The sequence below is a fragment of the Bacillus sp. EKM206B genome, from assembly GCF_011066015.1.
Taxonomy (GTDB): Bacteria; Bacillota; Bacilli; order Bacillales; family Bacillaceae; genus Bacillus; species Bacillus velezensis.
Map to the genome: position 1 here is coordinate 500,835 of NZ_JAAMNL010000001.1, position 18,013 is coordinate 518,847.

13 protein-coding genes are annotated in these 18,013 nt (G+C 47.7%); 9 read left to right on the plus strand and 4 right to left on the minus strand.

Translation table 11 applies throughout. The features are described 5' to 3' along the window. Nucleotides 1-23: 23 nt before the first annotated feature. Nucleotides 24-797, plus strand: coding sequence for a thioesterase II family protein (locus G9F50_RS02515; RefSeq protein WP_042635520.1), 774 nt, complete (start codon nt 24-26; stop codon nt 795-797). Nucleotides 798-1,382: 585 nt separating this feature from the next. On the opposite strand, the gene G9F50_RS02520 is transcribed toward G9F50_RS02515, so the two are convergent. The 3 genes from G9F50_RS02520 to G9F50_RS02530 all read right to left on the minus strand — a co-directional run bounded on the left by G9F50_RS02520 (nt 1,383) and on the right by G9F50_RS02530 (nt 5,889). Beyond that, nucleotides 1,383-2,720, minus strand: coding sequence for an MFS transporter (locus G9F50_RS02520; protein ID WP_007407455.1), 1,338 nt, complete (start codon nt 2,718-2,720; stop codon nt 1,383-1,385). Beyond that, entirely contained in the window at nt 2,693-3,316 is a 624-nt protein-coding gene (locus tag G9F50_RS02525; protein ID WP_060562499.1) for a TetR/AcrR family transcriptional regulator, read from the minus strand. The genes G9F50_RS02520 and G9F50_RS02525 overlap by 28 nt, the downstream gene beginning before the upstream one ends. A gap of 71 nt (nt 3,317-3,387) precedes the next feature. Beyond that, nucleotides 3,388-5,889: a PEP/pyruvate-binding domain-containing protein gene (locus G9F50_RS02530; protein ID WP_060562500.1), complete on the minus strand. Its 2,502-nt coding sequence runs from the start codon at nt 5,887-5,889 to the stop codon at nt 3,388-3,390. A gap of 301 nt (nt 5,890-6,190) precedes the next feature. On the opposite strand from G9F50_RS02530, the gene G9F50_RS02535 reads away from it, so the two are divergent. The 3 genes from G9F50_RS02535 to uvrA all read left to right on the plus strand — a co-directional run bounded on the left by G9F50_RS02535 (nt 6,191) and on the right by uvrA (nt 11,469). Continuing rightward, complete coding sequence (locus G9F50_RS02535) at nt 6,191-6,427, plus strand: CsbA family protein (RefSeq protein ID WP_003151438.1); 237 nt, start codon at nt 6,191-6,193, stop codon at nt 6,425-6,427. Between the two features lie 175 nt (nt 6,428-6,602). Then, nucleotides 6,603-8,588, plus strand: coding sequence for an excinuclease ABC subunit UvrB (gene uvrB / locus G9F50_RS02540; protein WP_003151439.1), 1,986 nt, complete (start codon nt 6,603-6,605; stop codon nt 8,586-8,588). Nucleotides 8,589-8,595: 7 nt separating this feature from the next. Next, nucleotides 8,596-11,469: an excinuclease ABC subunit UvrA gene (gene uvrA / locus G9F50_RS02545; RefSeq protein ID WP_060562501.1), complete on the plus strand. Its 2,874-nt coding sequence runs from the start codon at nt 8,596-8,598 to the stop codon at nt 11,467-11,469. Between the two features lie 25 nt (nt 11,470-11,494). On the opposite strand, the gene G9F50_RS02550 is transcribed toward uvrA, so the two are convergent. After that, nucleotides 11,495-11,755 carry a hypothetical protein gene (locus G9F50_RS02550; protein WP_012118557.1) on the minus strand — a complete coding sequence of 87 codons (261 nt, stop codon included), beginning with the start codon at nt 11,753-11,755 and terminating at the stop codon, nt 11,495-11,497. Nucleotides 11,756-11,952: 197 nt separating this feature from the next. Here G9F50_RS02550 and G9F50_RS02555 point away from each other — a divergent pair, with 197 nt between their 5' ends. The 5 genes from G9F50_RS02555 (at nt 11,953) to G9F50_RS02575 (ending at nt 17,923) form a co-directional block, all read left to right on the plus strand. Then, nucleotides 11,953-12,279 carry a hypothetical protein gene (locus G9F50_RS02555; protein ID WP_003151444.1) on the plus strand — a complete coding sequence of 109 codons (327 nt, stop codon included), beginning with the start codon at nt 11,953-11,955 and terminating at the stop codon, nt 12,277-12,279. Nucleotides 12,280-12,303: 24 nt separating this feature from the next. After that, nucleotides 12,304-13,401: a DUF4097 family beta strand repeat-containing protein gene (locus G9F50_RS02560; protein WP_007614045.1), complete on the plus strand. Its 1,098-nt coding sequence runs from the start codon at nt 12,304-12,306 to the stop codon at nt 13,399-13,401. Between the two features lie 4 nt (nt 13,402-13,405). Next, nucleotides 13,406-13,600 (plus strand): PspC domain-containing protein, encoded by a 195-nt coding sequence (locus tag G9F50_RS02565; protein ID WP_007407447.1) that lies wholly within the window; start codon nt 13,406-13,408, stop codon nt 13,598-13,600. Further along, nucleotides 13,601-13,960, plus strand: a complete 360-nt coding sequence (locus G9F50_RS02570) for a phage holin family protein (RefSeq protein WP_007407446.1) — start codon at nt 13,601-13,603, stop codon at nt 13,958-13,960. Between the two features lie 93 nt (nt 13,961-14,053). After that, nucleotides 14,054-17,923, plus strand: coding sequence for a metallophosphoesterase (locus tag G9F50_RS02575; RefSeq protein WP_060562502.1), 3,870 nt, complete (start codon nt 14,054-14,056; stop codon nt 17,921-17,923). Nucleotides 17,924-18,013 lie beyond the last annotated feature (90 nt).

Consider the following 18,013-nt stretch of genomic DNA (forward strand, 5'->3'; position numbering starts at 1 on the left):
ATAGTAATGATAGTGGGCTCAAGTTGAACATAGGAGTGAGTGAAATAAATAAAATAAAAGTATTTCCTATTCCATATGCTGGAGCGTCGGTAAATGCATATTATGAATGGAAAAAACTACTGCCGGATAGATATGAATTGTGTATATGTGAATTGGCTGGAAGAGGAACTCGATTCACAGAGCCTTGTTACCAGTCTGTTGGTGAAGCAAGTGAAGATATCGCCAAAAGAATAAGTGAACAATTAGAATATGACGATGAATATGTTATATTTGGACACAGCATGGGAGCCTTATTGACTTATGAGATATATTATAAACTTAAGCAAATGGGAACTAAGGAACCAAGGCATCTGTTTTTTTCTGGGCGAGATGCTCCACATATTTTTGAAAAGAGAGAAGACATTGAAAATATGACTAATGAAACTTTCTTGACAAAGGTGGAACAATATGGGGGAATACCAGAGGAGTTTTATACAAAAGAGATTATGGATATGTTTCTTCCGATTTTGCGAGCAGATTTTATAATTTTGGACAATTATAAGTTTCAGCCCAAAGCAGAAAAAATAAGTTGTGGAGTAAGCGTTTTTTATGCGGATAGCGATTTTTCGACTCATATCAATGAAATGCATAAATGGAGTGAAGTTGTTGAAGGAAACGTGAAATTTCATAAGTTTAAAGGAGAACATTTTTTTTTGAATCGGTATCCTAATGATATTGTAAATACTATTGTTAAAGATACAGAGACTCAAAATATTTACCAGGCCACCCACCTGGATCGCCTGGAAATACGGGGGTAATCTCCCCCATTAATTCTATTTTGAATTAATTCAAATGAGAGAAACGTTAAAGTCTCAAGTAGTGGTGTAAAAAAGAACTGTGCCTTTTGACAAGGGAAGCCACGGTATGATTCTACTAAAGTGACGCGACTCAACTTTAGAAGGAGGATCAATGTGTTTTGAAATATTATATTTAAAATAAATTTTATCAGTCTGAGAATCCTTCAATGATTGTTACTTAATTTTGCTTAATTATAAAAGTAATATTCAATAATTGTTTTAGGTAGGTTTTAGTAAGGAGAATTATGAAAAAAATTAAGAAAAAACATTGGAAATAATAAGCTTTCAGTTTTATTAATTATGAAAAATCACATATAAAAAGCCTGGTGCCGCTAACAACACAGCGGCCGGGCTTTTTTTACGGCCGGATTACGATGTCAGCGCCGAACTTGATCGGAACTCTCAGCCATTTACATTCACCTTTTCTCTTGTAAATCAAAAGATTCTCATAGAGCAAACGGCATTGCGGTGACACTTTGAGAGAGAAAATGAAGAAGGAAAACTAGAAAAGGTTCCGGAAAGCAGATGCTTACGGAACCTTTTTCGTTATGCCGAATGGCTTTTTTTCGTCTGAACGGTTTCCCCGGACTTGATACCAAGCGATACGAACAAGCCGATCACAGAAACTCCGATCAATATGATAAACAGAATATGAAACCCGGAGATTAAACCGATCAGCGCTGAAGAAATAATGCTTCCGAAATAACGGAAGGTGGAGAAAATCCCGGATGCGATGCCGGACATGCCCGGTTCTACCGTCGCAAGAGAAGATACCTGCATGCTCGTCAGCCCCGCACCTGACGCGATGCCTCCGACAATAAGCGATGCCATAAGAAACGGAACGGAATGGGAATAAACCAAAAGCAAAAATAAGAGATTGGCTACGGCCATCAGCCCGAAGGACAGAAAAATCATTCTTCGCGCGCCCCATTTCTGATGCAGCTGAGCTCCGCCCCAGTTGCTGGCGGACATGAAAACAGAAAAGACTGACAGCGCCATGCCGCTGTGTGACGTATTCATGCTGAAGTGGCCGGTCATAAAGAGCGGCATAATCAATAACACGGCGTACATCATTAAATTGCTTAACAGAACCGACAGATTGGCGCTCGTAAAGGTCGTGTTTTTAAACAGGTCAAAATCAATAATCGGATGTTTCGTGCGCAGCTCCCGCCTGAAAAATAGCGGAACAAATACGAGAATGAGCAGTGCGTACACCCAATAGCCCAAAGAGCTTTCATTTTTCGTCAGAAGAATAATAGATACAATGCTTCCGGCAAGCAAAACGGACCCGATGATATCAAGCGGAGCGTCAGACGTTTCTTCTTTATATTTAGGAAACATCACTAATGCCGTCACGAGTGCGATTGCAAGAAACGGAATGTTGACCCAAAAGATCGAATGCCAGCTGAAGCTCTCAATTAAAAGAGAGCCGATAAACGGACCGAGAGCCGCGCCCAGCCCGGCACCGAGGCCGAAAAAGCCGAATACTTTCGGAAGCCGTTTTTCCGACACGACATGGCGGATGATGGCGATGCTGTTTGGCGTAAGCAAAGCGCCGCCGGCAGCCTGAAGCGCCCGGAAGAAAATCAATAAGAAAAGACTTGGCGAGAGGGCGCACCCCAATGATGCGATGAGAAAAAGGCCGACGCCCCATAAATACATTTTTTTGTTTCCGTACATATCACCGAGTTTGCCGGCAATGGGCTGTGTCACGGCCATCACGATTAAATACACGGTCACTACCCATGTGATGCTGGCAATTGATTCGCTGAATGAGCGGGAAATGGATGAAAGGGCGACTGCGATCATCGTAGAATTGATGGGAACGAGTATGGCTCCCAGCAAAAGCGAAACGATCAGCGCCCATTCTTTCTTTGAACCCATCCTTCATCCTCCTTGGAGCCGGAAAATGACCGGCCGGTAATGCCTTTCATGAAAATCTCAGTGCTGTGTTTCAGCATCGTTTCCTCAGAGAGAGTGATGACTCTTTTCCCCAGCTGCAGCCGGTGTATAAAATAACCGAAAATCATCGTCATAAAGACGTCTGCATTAGCTTCTTCGCTGCCGGGGGTTATCATATTTTTCTTTGTCAGCTCCTTAAAGTAAACGATTAAATGCTTTTTCACGGATTGCGGATATACGACAATATCCTGCAGGACGTCTTCGAATAGTTCCGGTTCGCGCAGGCAGATGCGGAATACTTCTTTTTTTTGTTCCAATTGCTGCAGAAGGGTCGCGGCGAAATGAAGAAGATCCTCATACAGATCGCCTTCCGCCTTGGTGATCATGCTTTCCGGAACCGGCGTCTGCTGTTCAATCATGGCTTTCATTAATCCTTGTTTGTTTTTAAAATTACGGAAAATCGTTGCTTCGCTTACTTTTGCTTTTTCTGCGATTTCTTTTGTTGTCGCTGCGCGGTATCCTTTTTGGATGATCAGATTCATCGCGGCGTCAATAATTCTCTTGTTCGTCGTTCTCAACATGTTTCACCTCGCGTAAATACTGGCAGGACAAGTATACACCCGCCCTGCCCGTCAATAAAGAGGGAAACCTAGCATGAAGCGCGTTTGACAATCGTAATCTTGCCGTTTGTCCCGTCCACCGTGACGATATCTCCGTCGTTGAGCCTGTCAGTCGCGGCACGTGTGCCGAGAACGGCCGGGAGCCCGTATTCCCTCGCGATGATCGCCGCATGTGACAGGATGCCGCCCGTGTCCGTAATGACGGCCTTTGCATCCTGGAACAGACTGGTCCACAGCGGTGTCGTCATTTTGCAGACAAGCACGTCTCCTGTTGAAAAACAGGAAAATTCACTTGCGTCACGAATGACTTTCACCGGGCCGCTTGCGATTCCGCTTGACGCCGCAAGTCCGTAAATTTGATGTTCAGTGTTTTTTTCATCTTCTGTGATGGAGCCGGTAATCTGTTCAGCCGTTTTCAGCTGTTCCGAAGTCGGAGTCCCGAGATAAGCGGGGGCTTCAAGCAATTGATATTGCTGGAAGAGCTGTTTTCGTTCAGCGGCTTTTTCCTGCATCGGAACCGGCGACACGAGCGCTTTCTCGACTTCATCGCTGTATAAGTACCACATATCCTCCCGATCATCGATTACGCCTTGTTTTTGAAGCAGCTCGCCGATTTTCAGAAGGCAAAGGCGCGCTTTGGCGTCCAGCATCGCATCAATATAAAAATGGTGATCATCTTTGATGACGGATGAAGACAATGTCCACTGATAATAGCGGTCAAACGTCTCCCGGAAGCCGTCATCTTCAATTCTATCCATAAAGTCGGCGTAGAGCTGTTTTCGTTTTTCTATCGTTTTATGAAACTCACTGTCAAAATCGTATCCGTTCCGGACATAGTTCTGAATGTTGGCCAAAGCGAAATAAGGGTTTTCCGCCCAAGTTTCTTCAATCAGATCATGACTTTTCACAGATCTCCAGCCGTATTCCTGTAAAAATTCACCGACTTGTTCGAGAAAGCGTTTTCCCTCATTTGATTGCAGAAGCGTCTGATGCAGCTCATCGGCATGAGAAACCGTAAAAACGCGCCGCAGCTCAGGGCTGTCTTTTACTTGTCCGGAAAGCAGCCAGAGCTGTCTGTCGGTCTCCAATGACTTATTCATGACGCCAGCCAGCATTTCGTACAGAAGGGAGGTGTTTTCTTTCTCAACCTGTCCGTACATAGATTCCAGCATCATGTTTAACGCAACCTGCGGAAAGATAATATTGAAATGTTCTGCGTATCCTTTTAAATAGAAGTCTTGCAGGTTTCGGAACGCATCAAGGGCAGTCTCCGGCGTATGGTCTGTATGCGCCAGTTCGTCCAGCTTTTGATAAAAAGGCAGAAAGGTTTCCTGAATAATATCGTACATGCGGTCAGCCAAGACGGGGAAAAGCGCTTCTAACTGTTCTGCAGGCAGCTTGTCGTCCGTCTTATGCTGTCTGGAAAAAACACGGCCCTGATGAAGTTTGACACGCTCGATTTCGATGCCCATTACAGGGAATGCCTTCGTGCTCTCTTTGAGGCCGTATTCCAAAGCCGGCACAATGAGTGAGGCGAATAACGGGCTGACGGGGCCTTCTATATTGGCCTCCATATTGAGCCAAAAATCTTTCTGATCCCGGGGCGTCATGATAAATTCCCGTTCTTCGTCTGCCGCTTTCTGATCCTGCACGATCGTTGTAATCGGCCTGGCCTGAAGCAGATACAGCTTATTTTCGGCAAATCCGAATTCAAGATCCACGGGATAACCGTACAGTTCTTCCGTCTTTATCGTCAGCATGGCAAGCTCTTTGACGCTCTCGTCATCAAGGCAGAAGCGGCTTCTCATGTCAGCGGACGTCTCTTTTTCCGTCACGCCTTCGTCTTTAGAAACGATATACATTTCTTTTAAGCCGATTTCTTTTTCAATCTGAAATGTATCTTTATTGACGATAAATGTGTCGGGCGTCACGCTGCCGGAGACGATTGCTTCTCCGAGACCGTAGCTCGCGCTGATCATCAGCTCTCCGTCATCGTGCGTGACGGGGTTGCGGCTGAAAATGACCCCTGAAACCTCGGAATTGATAAGCCCTTGCACGACAACGCCCATTAACGGTTCTGCGGTGTCATTGTTCATTTTCTCTTTATAACCGCTGACCCGCGCCGAGAAGAAGGAAGCCCAGCATTCTTTCACTTTTCCGAGAAACTCTTCTTCTGTTTTGATATTTAAATAGGTTTCGTACTGGCCCGCGAAAGAAGCCCCTTCAAGATCTTCGGACGCGGAGGAGGAGCGTACGGCGACAGAGGCGTATGATTCTCTCAATTCATAAAACGACGCGGTCAGTTCCTCCCGAAGCTCTTTTGAAAACGTGCCGTTCATAATGGCGCGCTCCATCTGTTCCTGATCTGCTTGAAGCCCGTTGTCTTCCATAAAACGTGTCAGGGCATTCGTCTGAATGATGAAACCGCCGGGAACGGGCAGCCCGTTTTTCGTCAGTTTAATCAGGTTCATTCCTTTTGCTCCTGCAGAGCGGCTCGATTCTTCCGCTTTTTGAAATCGCACTGAATACATGCGGTATGACCCCCTTTTTTTCTTCATCCAAGAAAAATGATAGTAAACACTATCATTACATTGTAAAGAGGGAGGAAGAAACTGTCAAAGATACAAAGACCTAAACCTTCTCATCCTTTCGGCTGAAGAAAGGTAATTCGATTCATCTGGTTAATGGTTCAATGGATTTATATTCACATTTTTTTTGACAGATGATTGAAGACTGCTGAAAAAGGGTATTGTGATAGCAGGGGAACGATTGTCCGATTCTTCATTTTTTACTATAATCAGATGAGATGAAGAATTCCCGAGGAGGGTTTTTGTGATTACAAAAGCCGTTTTTGCATTATGTTTCCCTTTTATGCTGGTCGTCCTTTTTACGCGCGTCACGTTTAACCACTATGTGGCGATCGCTCTCACAGCAGCACTGCTTTTCGCATCCTATTTAAAGGGTTACACCGAAACGTATTTTATCGTTGGATTGGATGTCGTATCGCTGGTGGCCGGAGGGCTGTACATGGCCAAAAAAGAAGCAGACAAAAAGAAAGACAATGCCTGACATGGTGAATATGAAATAGAATGCCTGCTTTTACGCCATAAAAGCAGGTTTTTTATACAAAAATTGACTTGGTAAAAATAAACCATCGAACTTTAGTTCGTATTTTTAGTGATTTTGCCCGTCATTGTGTTACTATATCAATAGGAAGATTTCGTAAAGAAACGGAGGCTTTTTTGTGAAAGATCGTTTTGAGTTAGTCTCGAAATATCAGCCCCAGGGAGATCAGCCGCAAGCGATTGAGAAGCTTGTCAAAGGCATACAGGAAGGCAGAAAACACCAGACTCTCCTGGGTGCGACAGGGACGGGCAAAACCTTTACCGTGTCCAATCTGATTAAAGAAGTGAATAAACCGACACTGGTCATTGCCCATAACAAAACCCTTGCCGGACAGCTGTACAGCGAGTTTAAGGAGTTTTTCCCGAACAACGCTGTCGAATATTTTGTCAGCTATTACGATTACTATCAGCCGGAGGCATACGTGCCTCAAACGGATACTTTTATAGAGAAAGACGCAAGCATTAATGATGAAATTGATAAACTGAGACACTCCGCGACATCCTCTCTGTTTGAACGGAGAGATGTCATTATTATTGCGAGTGTGTCATGCATATACGGTCTCGGTTCGCCTGAAGAATACCGGGAAATGGTCGTGTCGCTCAGACCGGAAATGGAGATTGAGCGGAACGAGCTGCTGAGAAAGCTTGTGGATATCCAGTATGCCCGCAATGATATCGACTTTCAGCGCGGGACGTTCCGCGTGCGCGGAGACGTTGTGGAAATCTTCCCGGCTTCCCGTGACGAACATTGTATCAGAGTGGAATTTTTCGGAGATGAAATTGAGCGGATCAGAGAGGTCGACGCTTTGACCGGAGAAATTCTCGGCGACCGTGACCATGTCGCGATTTTCCCGGCTTCCCACTTCGTCACCCGGGCGGAAAAGATGGAAAAAGCGATTCTGAATATTGAACAGGAGCTTGAGGAGCGCTTGAAAGTCATGCACGAAAACGGCAAGCTCCTTGAAGCGCAGCGGCTTGAGCAGCGGACGAGATATGATCTTGAAATGATGCGGGAAATGGGTTTTTGCTCAGGGATCGAGAACTATTCAAGACATTTGACACTCCGTCCGCCGGGCTCTACGCCGTATACGCTGCTTGATTATTTCCCGGACGATTTTATGATTGTCGTTGATGAATCACATGTGACGATTCCGCAGGTGCGCGGCATGTTCAACGGTGACCAGGCGAGAAAACAGGTGCTTGTCGATCACGGGTTCCGCCTGCCGTCAGCGCTTGACAACCGTCCGCTCCGATTCGAGGAATTTGAGAAACACATGCACAATATCGTGTACGTGTCGGCGACTCCGGGACCGTATGAAATTGAGCATACGCCGGAAATGATCGAGCAGATCATCAGACCGACGGGACTCCTCGATCCCCTTATTGACGTCCGGCCGATCGAAGGACAGATTGATGATCTGATCGGCGAGATTCAGGCGAGGATAGAACGGAATGAACGCGTTCTCGTGACGACTTTAACGAAAAAAATGTCAGAGGATCTGACCGATTATCTCAAGGAAATCGGCATCAAGGTCAATTATCTGCATTCCGAGATTAAGACGCTTGAACGGATTGAAATCATCCGTGACCTCCGCCTCGGAAAACATGATGTGTTAATCGGCATCAACCTGCTGAGGGAAGGGCTTGATATTCCGGAAGTGTCACTTGTCGCCATTCTCGATGCGGATAAAGAAGGCTTCCTCCGTTCTGAACGTTCGCTGATTCAGACGATCGGACGGGCGGCCAGAAACGCGGAAGGCCGCGTCATCATGTATGCCGATAAAATCACGAATTCGATGGAAATCGCGATTAATGAAACGAAGCGCCGCCGGGAACAGCAGGAGCGCTTTAACGAAATTCACGGCATTACGCCGCAAACGATCAATAAGGAAATCCGCGATGTGATCCGCGCGACGCAGGCCGCTGAGGATAAAGAAGAATATAAAACAAAAGCCGCGCCTAAACTGGCGAAGATGACGAAGAAAGAACGCCAGAAAGTCGTTGAGCAAATGGAGCACGAAATGAAAGAAGCGGCCAGAGCGCTTGATTTCGAGCGGGCGGCAGAGCTTCGTGATTTACTGTTAGAGCTTAAAGCGGAAGGATGATGAACACATGGCAATTGACCGGATCGAGGTGAAAGGCGCAAGGGCGCACAATTTAAAAAACATTGATGTAACGATTCCGCGGGATCAGCTCGTCGTCGTGACGGGGCTGTCCGGATCGGGAAAATCATCCCTTGCCTTTGACACCATTTACGCGGAAGGACAGAGGCGGTATGTTGAATCGCTTTCTGCCTATGCGCGCCAATTTTTAGGGCAGATGGATAAGCCGGACGTTGATGCGATCGAAGGGCTTTCTCCGGCGATCAGCATTGACCAGAAAACGACAAGCCGCAATCCGCGGTCAACCGTCGGAACGGTAACGGAGATTTATGATTATCTCCGGCTGCTGTACGCGAGAGTCGGGAAACCGCACTGCCCGGAGCACGGCATTGAAATTACGTCGCAAACGATTGAACAGATGGTTGACCGGATTCTTGAATATCCGGAGCGGACGAAGCTTCAAGTGCTTGCGCCGATCATCTCAGGCAGAAAAGGCGCCCATGTCAAAGTGCTTGACCAAATCAGAAAGCAAGGTTACGTAAGAGTGCGGATTGACGGAGAAATGGCCGAGCTTTCCGAGGATATTGAACTTGAAAAAAACAAAAAGCATTCCATTGAAGTAGTCATTGACCGGATCGTTGTCAAGGAAGGGGTTGCCGCCCGGCTTTCCGACTCGCTGGAAACCGCGCTCCGCTTAGGGGAAGGCCGTGTCATGATAGATGTCATCGGTCAGGAGGAGCTGATGTTCAGCGAGCATCACGCCTGTCCGCTGTGCGGTTTTTCTATCGGAGAGCTTGAACCCCGGCTGTTTTCGTTTAACAGCCCGTTCGGCGCCTGTCCGACTTGCGACGGTCTCGGCTTGAAGCTGGAAGTGGACCCTGAGCTCGTCATCCCCAATCCCGAGCTGTCATTAAAGGAACACGCCATCGCGCCGTGGACGCCGATCAGTTCACAATATTATCCGCAGCTGCTTCAGGCGGTCTGCCGCCATTACGGCATTGATATGGAGACTCCTGTCAAAGACCTGCCGAAGCATCAGCTTGATAAAGTGCTGTACGGCAGCGGCAATGAACGGATTTACTTTAAATACGAGAATGATTTCGGACAAGTGCGCGAAAATGAAATTGAATTCGAAGGTGTGCTGCGCAATATTGAGAGACGGTATAAAGAGACAAGCTCCGATTATATCCGTGAACAGATGGAGCAGTACATGTCACAGAAGTCGTGCCCGACGTGCAAAGGCTACCGGCTGAAGAAAGAAGCGCTTGCCGTTTTGGTCAACGGGCGTCATATCGGAACCATTACGGAGCTTTCCGTCGGCGATGCGCTGGAATTTTTCAAAAACCTGACGCTGTCGGAGAAAGATATGCAGATTGCCGATTTAATTTTAAGAGAGATTGTGGAGCGGCTCAGCTTCTTAGATAAAGTGGGTCTTGATTATCTGACGCTGAGCCGGGCGGCGGGCACGCTGTCAGGCGGAGAAGCCCAGCGCATCAGGCTTGCGACGCAGATCGGCTCCCGTTTGTCAGGCGTCCTGTACATTCTTGATGAGCCGTCCATCGGCCTTCACCAGCGTGACAATGACCGTCTGATCAGCGCGTTGAAAAACATGAGGGATCTCGGCAACACACTGATTGTCGTGGAGCATGATGAGGATACGATGATGGCTGCCGATTATTTGATAGATATCGGTCCGGGCGCCGGCATTCACGGCGGCCGCGTCATATCGGCGGGGACGCCAGAAGAAGTGATGAATGATGCGGACTCTCTGACCGGACGCTATTTGTCAGGGGCTCAATTCATCCCGATGCCTCCGGAGAGAAGAAAGCCTGACGGCCGGTTCATTGAAATCAAAGGTGCTTCAGAAAACAACCTGAAAAAAGCGAACGCCAAATTCCCGCTCGGCACTTTTACGGCGGTGACAGGTGTGTCCGGTTCCGGAAAAAGCACGCTTGTGAATGAAATTCTGCATAAGGCGCTTGCGCAAAAGCTTCATAAAGCCAAAGCGAAACCGGGAAGCCATAAAGAAATCAAAGGCCTTGACCACCTTGATAAGGTGATCGACATCGACCAGGCGCCGATCGGCCGGACACCGAGATCAAACCCGGCAACTTATACGGGTGTGTTTGATGATATCCGCGATGTATTCGCGCAGACAAATGAAGCAAAGGTGCGCGGCTATAAAAAAGGCCGGTTCAGTTTTAATGTAAAAGGCGGGCGCTGTGAGGCCTGCCGCGGCGACGGCATCATCAAAATTGAGATGCATTTCCTTCCTGACGTGTACGTCCCGTGTGAAGTGTGCCACGGCAAACGTTACAACCGGGAGACGCTGGAGGTCACATACAAAGGAAAAAGCATTTCTGACGTTCTGGATATGACGGTGGAAGATGCTCTGTCTTTCTTTGAAAATATCCCGAAAATCAAACGCAAGCTTCAAACGCTTGCCGATGTCGGACTCGGGTATGTGACGCTCGGTCAGCCGGCAACGACGCTGTCAGGCGGAGAAGCGCAGCGCGTCAAGCTTGCTTCCGAATTGCATAAGCGTTCCACAGGCCGGACGCTGTATATTCTGGACGAACCGACGACAGGCCTCCACGTTGATGATATCGCAAGGCTATTGGTTGTGCTTCAAAGACTCGTCGATAACGGTGATACCGTTTTGGTCATTGAACACAATCTCGACATCATTAAAACGGCGGACTACATCGTAGACCTGGGACCTGAAGGCGGAGCGGGCGGCGGCACGATCGTAGCCTCCGGGACGCCTGAAGAAGTTGTCGAAGTGAAAGAATCATATACGGGCCGCTATCTGAAACCGGTAATGGAACGTGATAGAAAACGGATGAAAACATTGCTGGCCGAAAAAGAAACGGCAGCCACATAATAGATCAATAAAAACAGCCCAAAACTCACCGGTTTTGGGCTGTTGTGTTACAGGCTTTTTTCTGTTGGGGAAGCTGTTTGCTTAAATGCATTAAGTCCTGCAGAATATGGGTGCTGCTGCTGTCCAGCAGCACTTTTATATATTGGATATCATGGGAAATGGGAAGAGGGGCTGCTTTGATCTGTTCCAATTCAGCCAGCATTTCGCTGTTCATTCTTTTCTGTTCGCGAATTAAATTTCGCAGACTCTCTTCCGTTACTTGGGCGTTTTCGGGATCTTTCTCCATTTGTATGTCCTCCTTGCATACGGTCAGGCTTTGTTACATATTGTAATCGGTTCGGGGAAAAGATTCTATAGTGAAATCTCTGAAATCAAAAATTACGTATAACGAAGCATGTCCTTAGCATGAAAATGAAACCCGCCCATTCGTCATACGTATGTATAAGGAAGGGTTTTTACATCAAGGCACAGGGAGTGTTTTTATTGAACCGAAATCAAGCGATTATCGCATCAATCTGTTATTTCAGCGTGTTTCTCGCGCCGCTCATTCTTCCGATTGTGGCTTACTTTGTCGTCGATGAAAAAGAGACGAAGCGGCATGCCATGCGAGCTCTGATTTCCCATATCATTCCGTTTGCGGGATTGCTGATTGTGACCGCGGGTGTTGTCGGCGGATTGATTACGGCTCAGGGGGAGAGTATGGTGCCCGTTTTTGTTATGATAACAGGAGCAGCTGTTTATTTTCTGATCCTCATCGGAATGGTCATTTGGAATATCGTGCAGGGAATTAAGGTGTTACGCCAGGTGTAAGAAAAGTCGGGGGAGGAGTTTTGTATGAAACAGGAGAAAGAACGGATTTTAAAGCTTGTGGAAGACGGCATGCTGACGGCGCAGGAAGCACTGACGCTCATTGAAAAACTGGATCATGAATATAAAGAAAAAGAAGAGCAGATCACCGCATTATCTGCGGAGGTCCAGGAACCTGCGGAAGATTTCGAAAGCGGGGCAAAAGGAAGCCAAAAGCCGTCGCTCGGGGCGAAGCTGTTCGACTGGATTGATTCTGCAGTCAAAAAAGTGAAGGAAGCGGATCTTGATCTGAATTTCGGCCACGCACACGAAGTGCAGCATATTTTTCAATTTAAAGACAGTGAATTCTCGGCCATTGATATGCAGATCGCAAACGGCAGCGTCAATATCGTGCCGTGGGCGGATGAAGATATCAGAGCGGAGTGCCAGGCGAAAGTGTACCGGGCGGACAGTCAGGAGGCGGCGCGCACCGCATTTCTTCAGCACATTGAGTGTGAAGTGAAGGGCAATAAGTTTTTTGTCCGCACGGAAAAGAAAACGATGAAAACCAATGTCACGCTTTATGTTCCCCAGAAAGAGTACGATAAGATAAGAGTGAAGCTGTTTAACGGACCGATCAGAGGGGAACATTTACATGTAAAAGAATTCTCGGCGAAAACGACAAACGGCGTTCTGTCATTCTCACATTTGACGGCTGATAAAGCGTCGGCGGAAACGGCTAACGGACAAATCAAGCTGGCCGGACATCAATGCGGCGCGATTGAAGCGGAAACGATCAACGGCTTGATTGATTTGCGCGGATCGAGTGAATCCATTGACGTTCAAAGCTTTAACGGCAATATCATGCTTACCGTGACAGCGCCGCACTGCCGCTCCATCTACACGAAAACGACGACGGGAAACGTGGATATCGCTCTGCCTGATGATTCGGCGGTGAAAGCGGAGCTGAAAAGCAATCTCGGCTCTCTCAGCCATGAGCTGATTGATGCGGAAATTTTAAAGGAAAAGAATGATACCATTCAAAAAGAACTGATGCTGGCATCAAATCAAGGCCATGATCAGCATCTCTCGATTTTCTCAGAATCGTTAACAGGAGCCATTAAGCTCAAGCATACTCAGAGGTGATTGGATGAAAAGACTTTACCGTTCAGAAAAAAACCGTAAAATCGCCGGCGTCGTCGGCGGTTTGGCGGAGTACGTCAATATGGATGCGTCGCTTTTACGCATTATCACCGTTGTATTAGCGCTTGTCACGAGCGGAATCGTGCCGATTGTATATATTATCTGGTGTTTTGTTGTACCTTTAGAAGGAGATTTGAAATAAATGATCAAATGGGCAGTCAGCATTTTAGTAAATGCTTTATTATTAATCGTTATCGCGGGATATTTTGATTCCGTCCATATCAGCAGTATCGGAGCGGCTGTCATCGCCAGTGTGATTCTTTCTGTGTTAAATGTGCTGATCAAACCGATCATCGTCATATTGACATTGCCTGTCACGGTTGTGACCCTCGGCCTCTTTCTGTTTGTCATCAACGCCATTACGTTAATGATGACCGCAGCCTTGATGGGAGACAGCTTTCAGATTGATGGGTTCGGCACCGCCATTTGGGCATCCGTCGTGCTGTCCGTTTTCCACTTGCTGATCCAAAAAGGCATATTGGAGCCGCTTAGAAAAAGGTAAAAAACGAGCTGTCCCGAGAGGGCAGCTTTTTTATGTGTGATTTACATAAGCGGCAGCCTCCTGACGCAACATAATGCATAGGGAGGTAATGAGATGAAACTTGTGATGACGCTCTTTTTTCTGATTGGTTTGCTTTGTGTAAGTCCTTCTGCGGATGCGGCGCGCAAAGAATCGGCAATCCCCGTGAATCAGCAGGAATTCGGACAGCCGCCTCATTACATACCGCTTCTGGAGAATCCTCCCCAAATCGAAGTAAAGGCGGAAATGAAAAGAAACCTGTTCATACAGGCTCATGTACGGAATGCTGACTATCAAGCGTTTTCGGCGTTTCTTTTTTATAAACAAAGCAATGAGCTGGGGTTTAAAATGGTGCCGATGGAGCCCGCGCCAGGCGCAATCCGGCTGTTTACGGCCCAGGTTTCAAAACGGGATATCTGGAATGGAGAATTGGAATATTACCTCGTTTTCACCAACGGCAGACAGCGGGCGGAATCGGAGAAAAAGCGGCTGAAGCTGGACGGCTATCAAGCTGATTTGAATCATATTCCCGAGCTGATGATTACGGAGCTTGCGGTTGATACGAAAAATGAAGACGGCGCTGATGCCTATGAATTTATCGAGGTGTATAACACGACGGACAGGCCCATTCATTTTAAAGACTATCACATCCGCTACCGCTATCCGAAGGAAGGGCCGGAATCAGACATGATATGGAGGCCGAAAGAAGATACCGTCATTCCGTCAGGCGGGACTTACGTGTTTTGGCTGAGGCGCGCCGCATCAGAACTGACGATAGATGATTTCAACCGCTATTACGGGACACGCCTGAAGGAGGGAAAACATCTCGCCGTCATCGAAGGGACGGACGGAATGTCCAACGGCCGCCCGCGTACGGTGGTGCTGTCGACAAATACCGGCAAGGATATCGCCTCAGCGCAATACCGGAAACACGCTTTCCGCCGGCTGACTTCTTTGCTGTACAAATACCCGCTGAACGGAACGGGAGAATTGCTGAAGATCTCCACGAGCGAGCATAAGCCGTCACCGGGCTCCGTTTTTCAGGCGCAGATTCCGCAGCAGAAAAGGGTGATAAAACCCGACAAGGAAAAACCGGTCATCGAAGACCTTACAGACAGAAAGCCCGTCCGGCCCGCTGAAAGCATTGAATTAAAGGCTGACATAAAAGACAAAAACCTTGTCAAAACAGCCGCGTTTTATTACCGGACCAATGAGAAAAAACCATTCAAACGAATTCTGGCCGAAAAAGACCGCAACGACAGCTTATACCATCACATTCTTTATTCCCCGGAACTGCTCGGCCAGGATCAGCTTGAGTATTATATCGCAGCCAGTGATGGAGAAAATGAAGCAAAAACGCCCATCAAGATGATTGACATTGAACAGACGAGCAAATCACACGGACTCAGAATGAATGTTGAACCCGAAGATACGATATCCGGCACCTATCTGCTCAAAGCGACTTCCGACGTCAGCGCCGATAAGATCAAGCTGTGGATTGACGGCAAGCGGCAGGAGACCCGGCCGGCGCTGGAAAAAGAGGTCTATTTCGCCTTCGATGCCCGGAAAACGAATCTTTATTTTCAAAACACCGTCATAATGGAAAATGAGGTGCTGCACATTTTTGACGATCCGTCTCACCGCTACAGAACGCACTCGGTTCTCCTTCCGGAACGTCTGCTGCAAAAAGGGGGCAAAACGCAGAAAGTATCCATCCGTTCGGGCTCAAAGGTTTCTCCGTATGACACGGGAGAGAATCGGGATGATTTTGTCGTGAAACATGCCCGTCTGGTGCTTTCGGACGGAACGGTGATCAAAGACGGGAAGACGGATCCGGCTGAGCAGCTGTTTATCGGTGACGGCAGGCGGGCGAATCAGCAGAAGACCTTCTCATTCAGCCTGCCGGATCATTTGTTTACGTCACGGCTGCTGCCGTGGAACACGGCGAAGCTTTCTGAAGGCTATCACCATATTTTTGTTAGCGACGGTGAGGAGCAGCTGAGCCAATCTGTGCGGGTGGACAATACGGGGCCGAAGATTGTCCCGGGTATCAAAGAAGGCGCGGCGCTGAAAGGTAATGTTGAGCTGAATGCGGACATCCGTGACAAATGGAGCAAAGTGGAAGAGGTCAAAGCGTTTTTGGACGGAGAAAGCATTACGCTCCCCCATCACACGTCATCAGCCGATCTCAAGCCCGGAAAACATACCCTTACTATCATTGCGGCAGACCTTGCCGGAAATGAAACAACGTCCGTCCGCACCTTCCATATCAAACGGGAGGAGCCGAACCAGCCGGAGCTTGCCGATCAAAAAATCGGCTCCCACAAAGCAAAGCTGTCCGTCCGGGTAAAAGACCCGACGAAGGATGACATGAATGTATCATTTTATCGCGGCTTCCGTTATACCGCGCGGAATCCGGGCAGCGTGAAAGTGTATAAACACGCCTCATTAACGGAACCGCCGAGGGGCATAAAAGAAAATGAAATGCCGTTTACCCTGCCGGAAATGAACCGCATCTCGGCAAATGACGGAAAAACCGTTTCGGCGGAAAGTATGGAGCGTTTTCCTTATCACCGATTCGAAGTCTCCGTTGACCCGTCTATCGACGAAACGGATCTGGCCGAGGCGGTCTGGAAAGGAAGCTCTCTCCCTGGCCGAAAGGTAACCATGTATATTTGGAATTACCGGACAAGCCGTTGGCAGGAGGCGGACAGCGTTCTTGCCAAAGATAAAAAGCCGTTTACATTAAAAGCCGCCGTTTCCGCAGCGGATGTGGTGAAGAACTCAAAAATGAATGTCATCGTGCAGGATCAAATACCGGCGAAAGGCAATTACACGTTTGTCTGGATGTCGGATACACAGTATTACGCACAAGGGCACCCGCACATTTTTGACAAAATGACGGAGTGGATCAAAGAAAATAAGGAAAAGCACAATATTAAATATGTCTTTCATACCGGTGATATCGTCGATGATTCAATGGTGATGAAACAGTGGAAAAACGCCGATCACTCCATGCGGACGCTTGACAAGGCGGGGATTCCGTACGGAGTGCTTGCAGGCAATCACGACGTCGGCCATAAAGACGGCACATACCGAACCTTCGGGGATTTCTTCGGGAGCCGTCGGTTTGAACAGAACATGCATTACGGCGGATCATACAAAAATAACCGCGGGCATTATGACCTGCTGTCGGCAAGCGGGAACGATTTTATTATGATTTATATGGGCTGGGGCATTGCGGAACAAGAGATTGACTGGATCAATCAAGTGCTAAAGCGGTATCCGGACCGAACCGCCATCTTATGCTTTCATGAGTACTTGCTTGTGAGCGGAAATCGAAGCCCGATCGGGGAAACGATCTATCGAAAAATCGTCAAGCCGAATCGCAATGTGGCGATGGTATTAAGCGGCCATTACCATAACGCCATGAAAAAAACCGATGCGCTTGACGATGACGGAGACGGAAAACCGGACCGCCTCGTCCACCAAATTCTGACCGACTACCAGGACGGTCCGGAAGGGGGGCAGGGCTTTATGCGCATGATGCAATTCGATCAGGCCGCCAATCAGGTTCACATGTTCTCCTACTCGCCGTACACGGATGACATCAATTACTATGACACCGATCTGTTCGCTGATAAAGACGAATTCTCAGCAGAAATGGATTTACAGCCGAAGAGGAAAAGGGTAGCGACCGATTATTTTGAATGCAACGTCTATACGAACGAACTGCTCGGTCATAAAAAACACGTAAAAAGCGGAAAAACCGCAAATTGGGTCTGGGACGGCCTGCAGCCTGATTCCGTTTATTACTGGTACACCGTCTTGAAGGACCCGTACAACGGCAAAACAATATCACCGTTGTGGATGTTCAAAACGGGAAATACGCCGTATCGCCCGGCTCCGGATCAGTTTGATTTCAGGCATGCCTCAAACCCATAACGAAAAAAATACAGCCTGCTGATCGTCCAGAAGAAAATCTGACGGTCAGCAGGATTTTTTCTGTGCGTAAATGGCGGCGCCCTGCTGTGA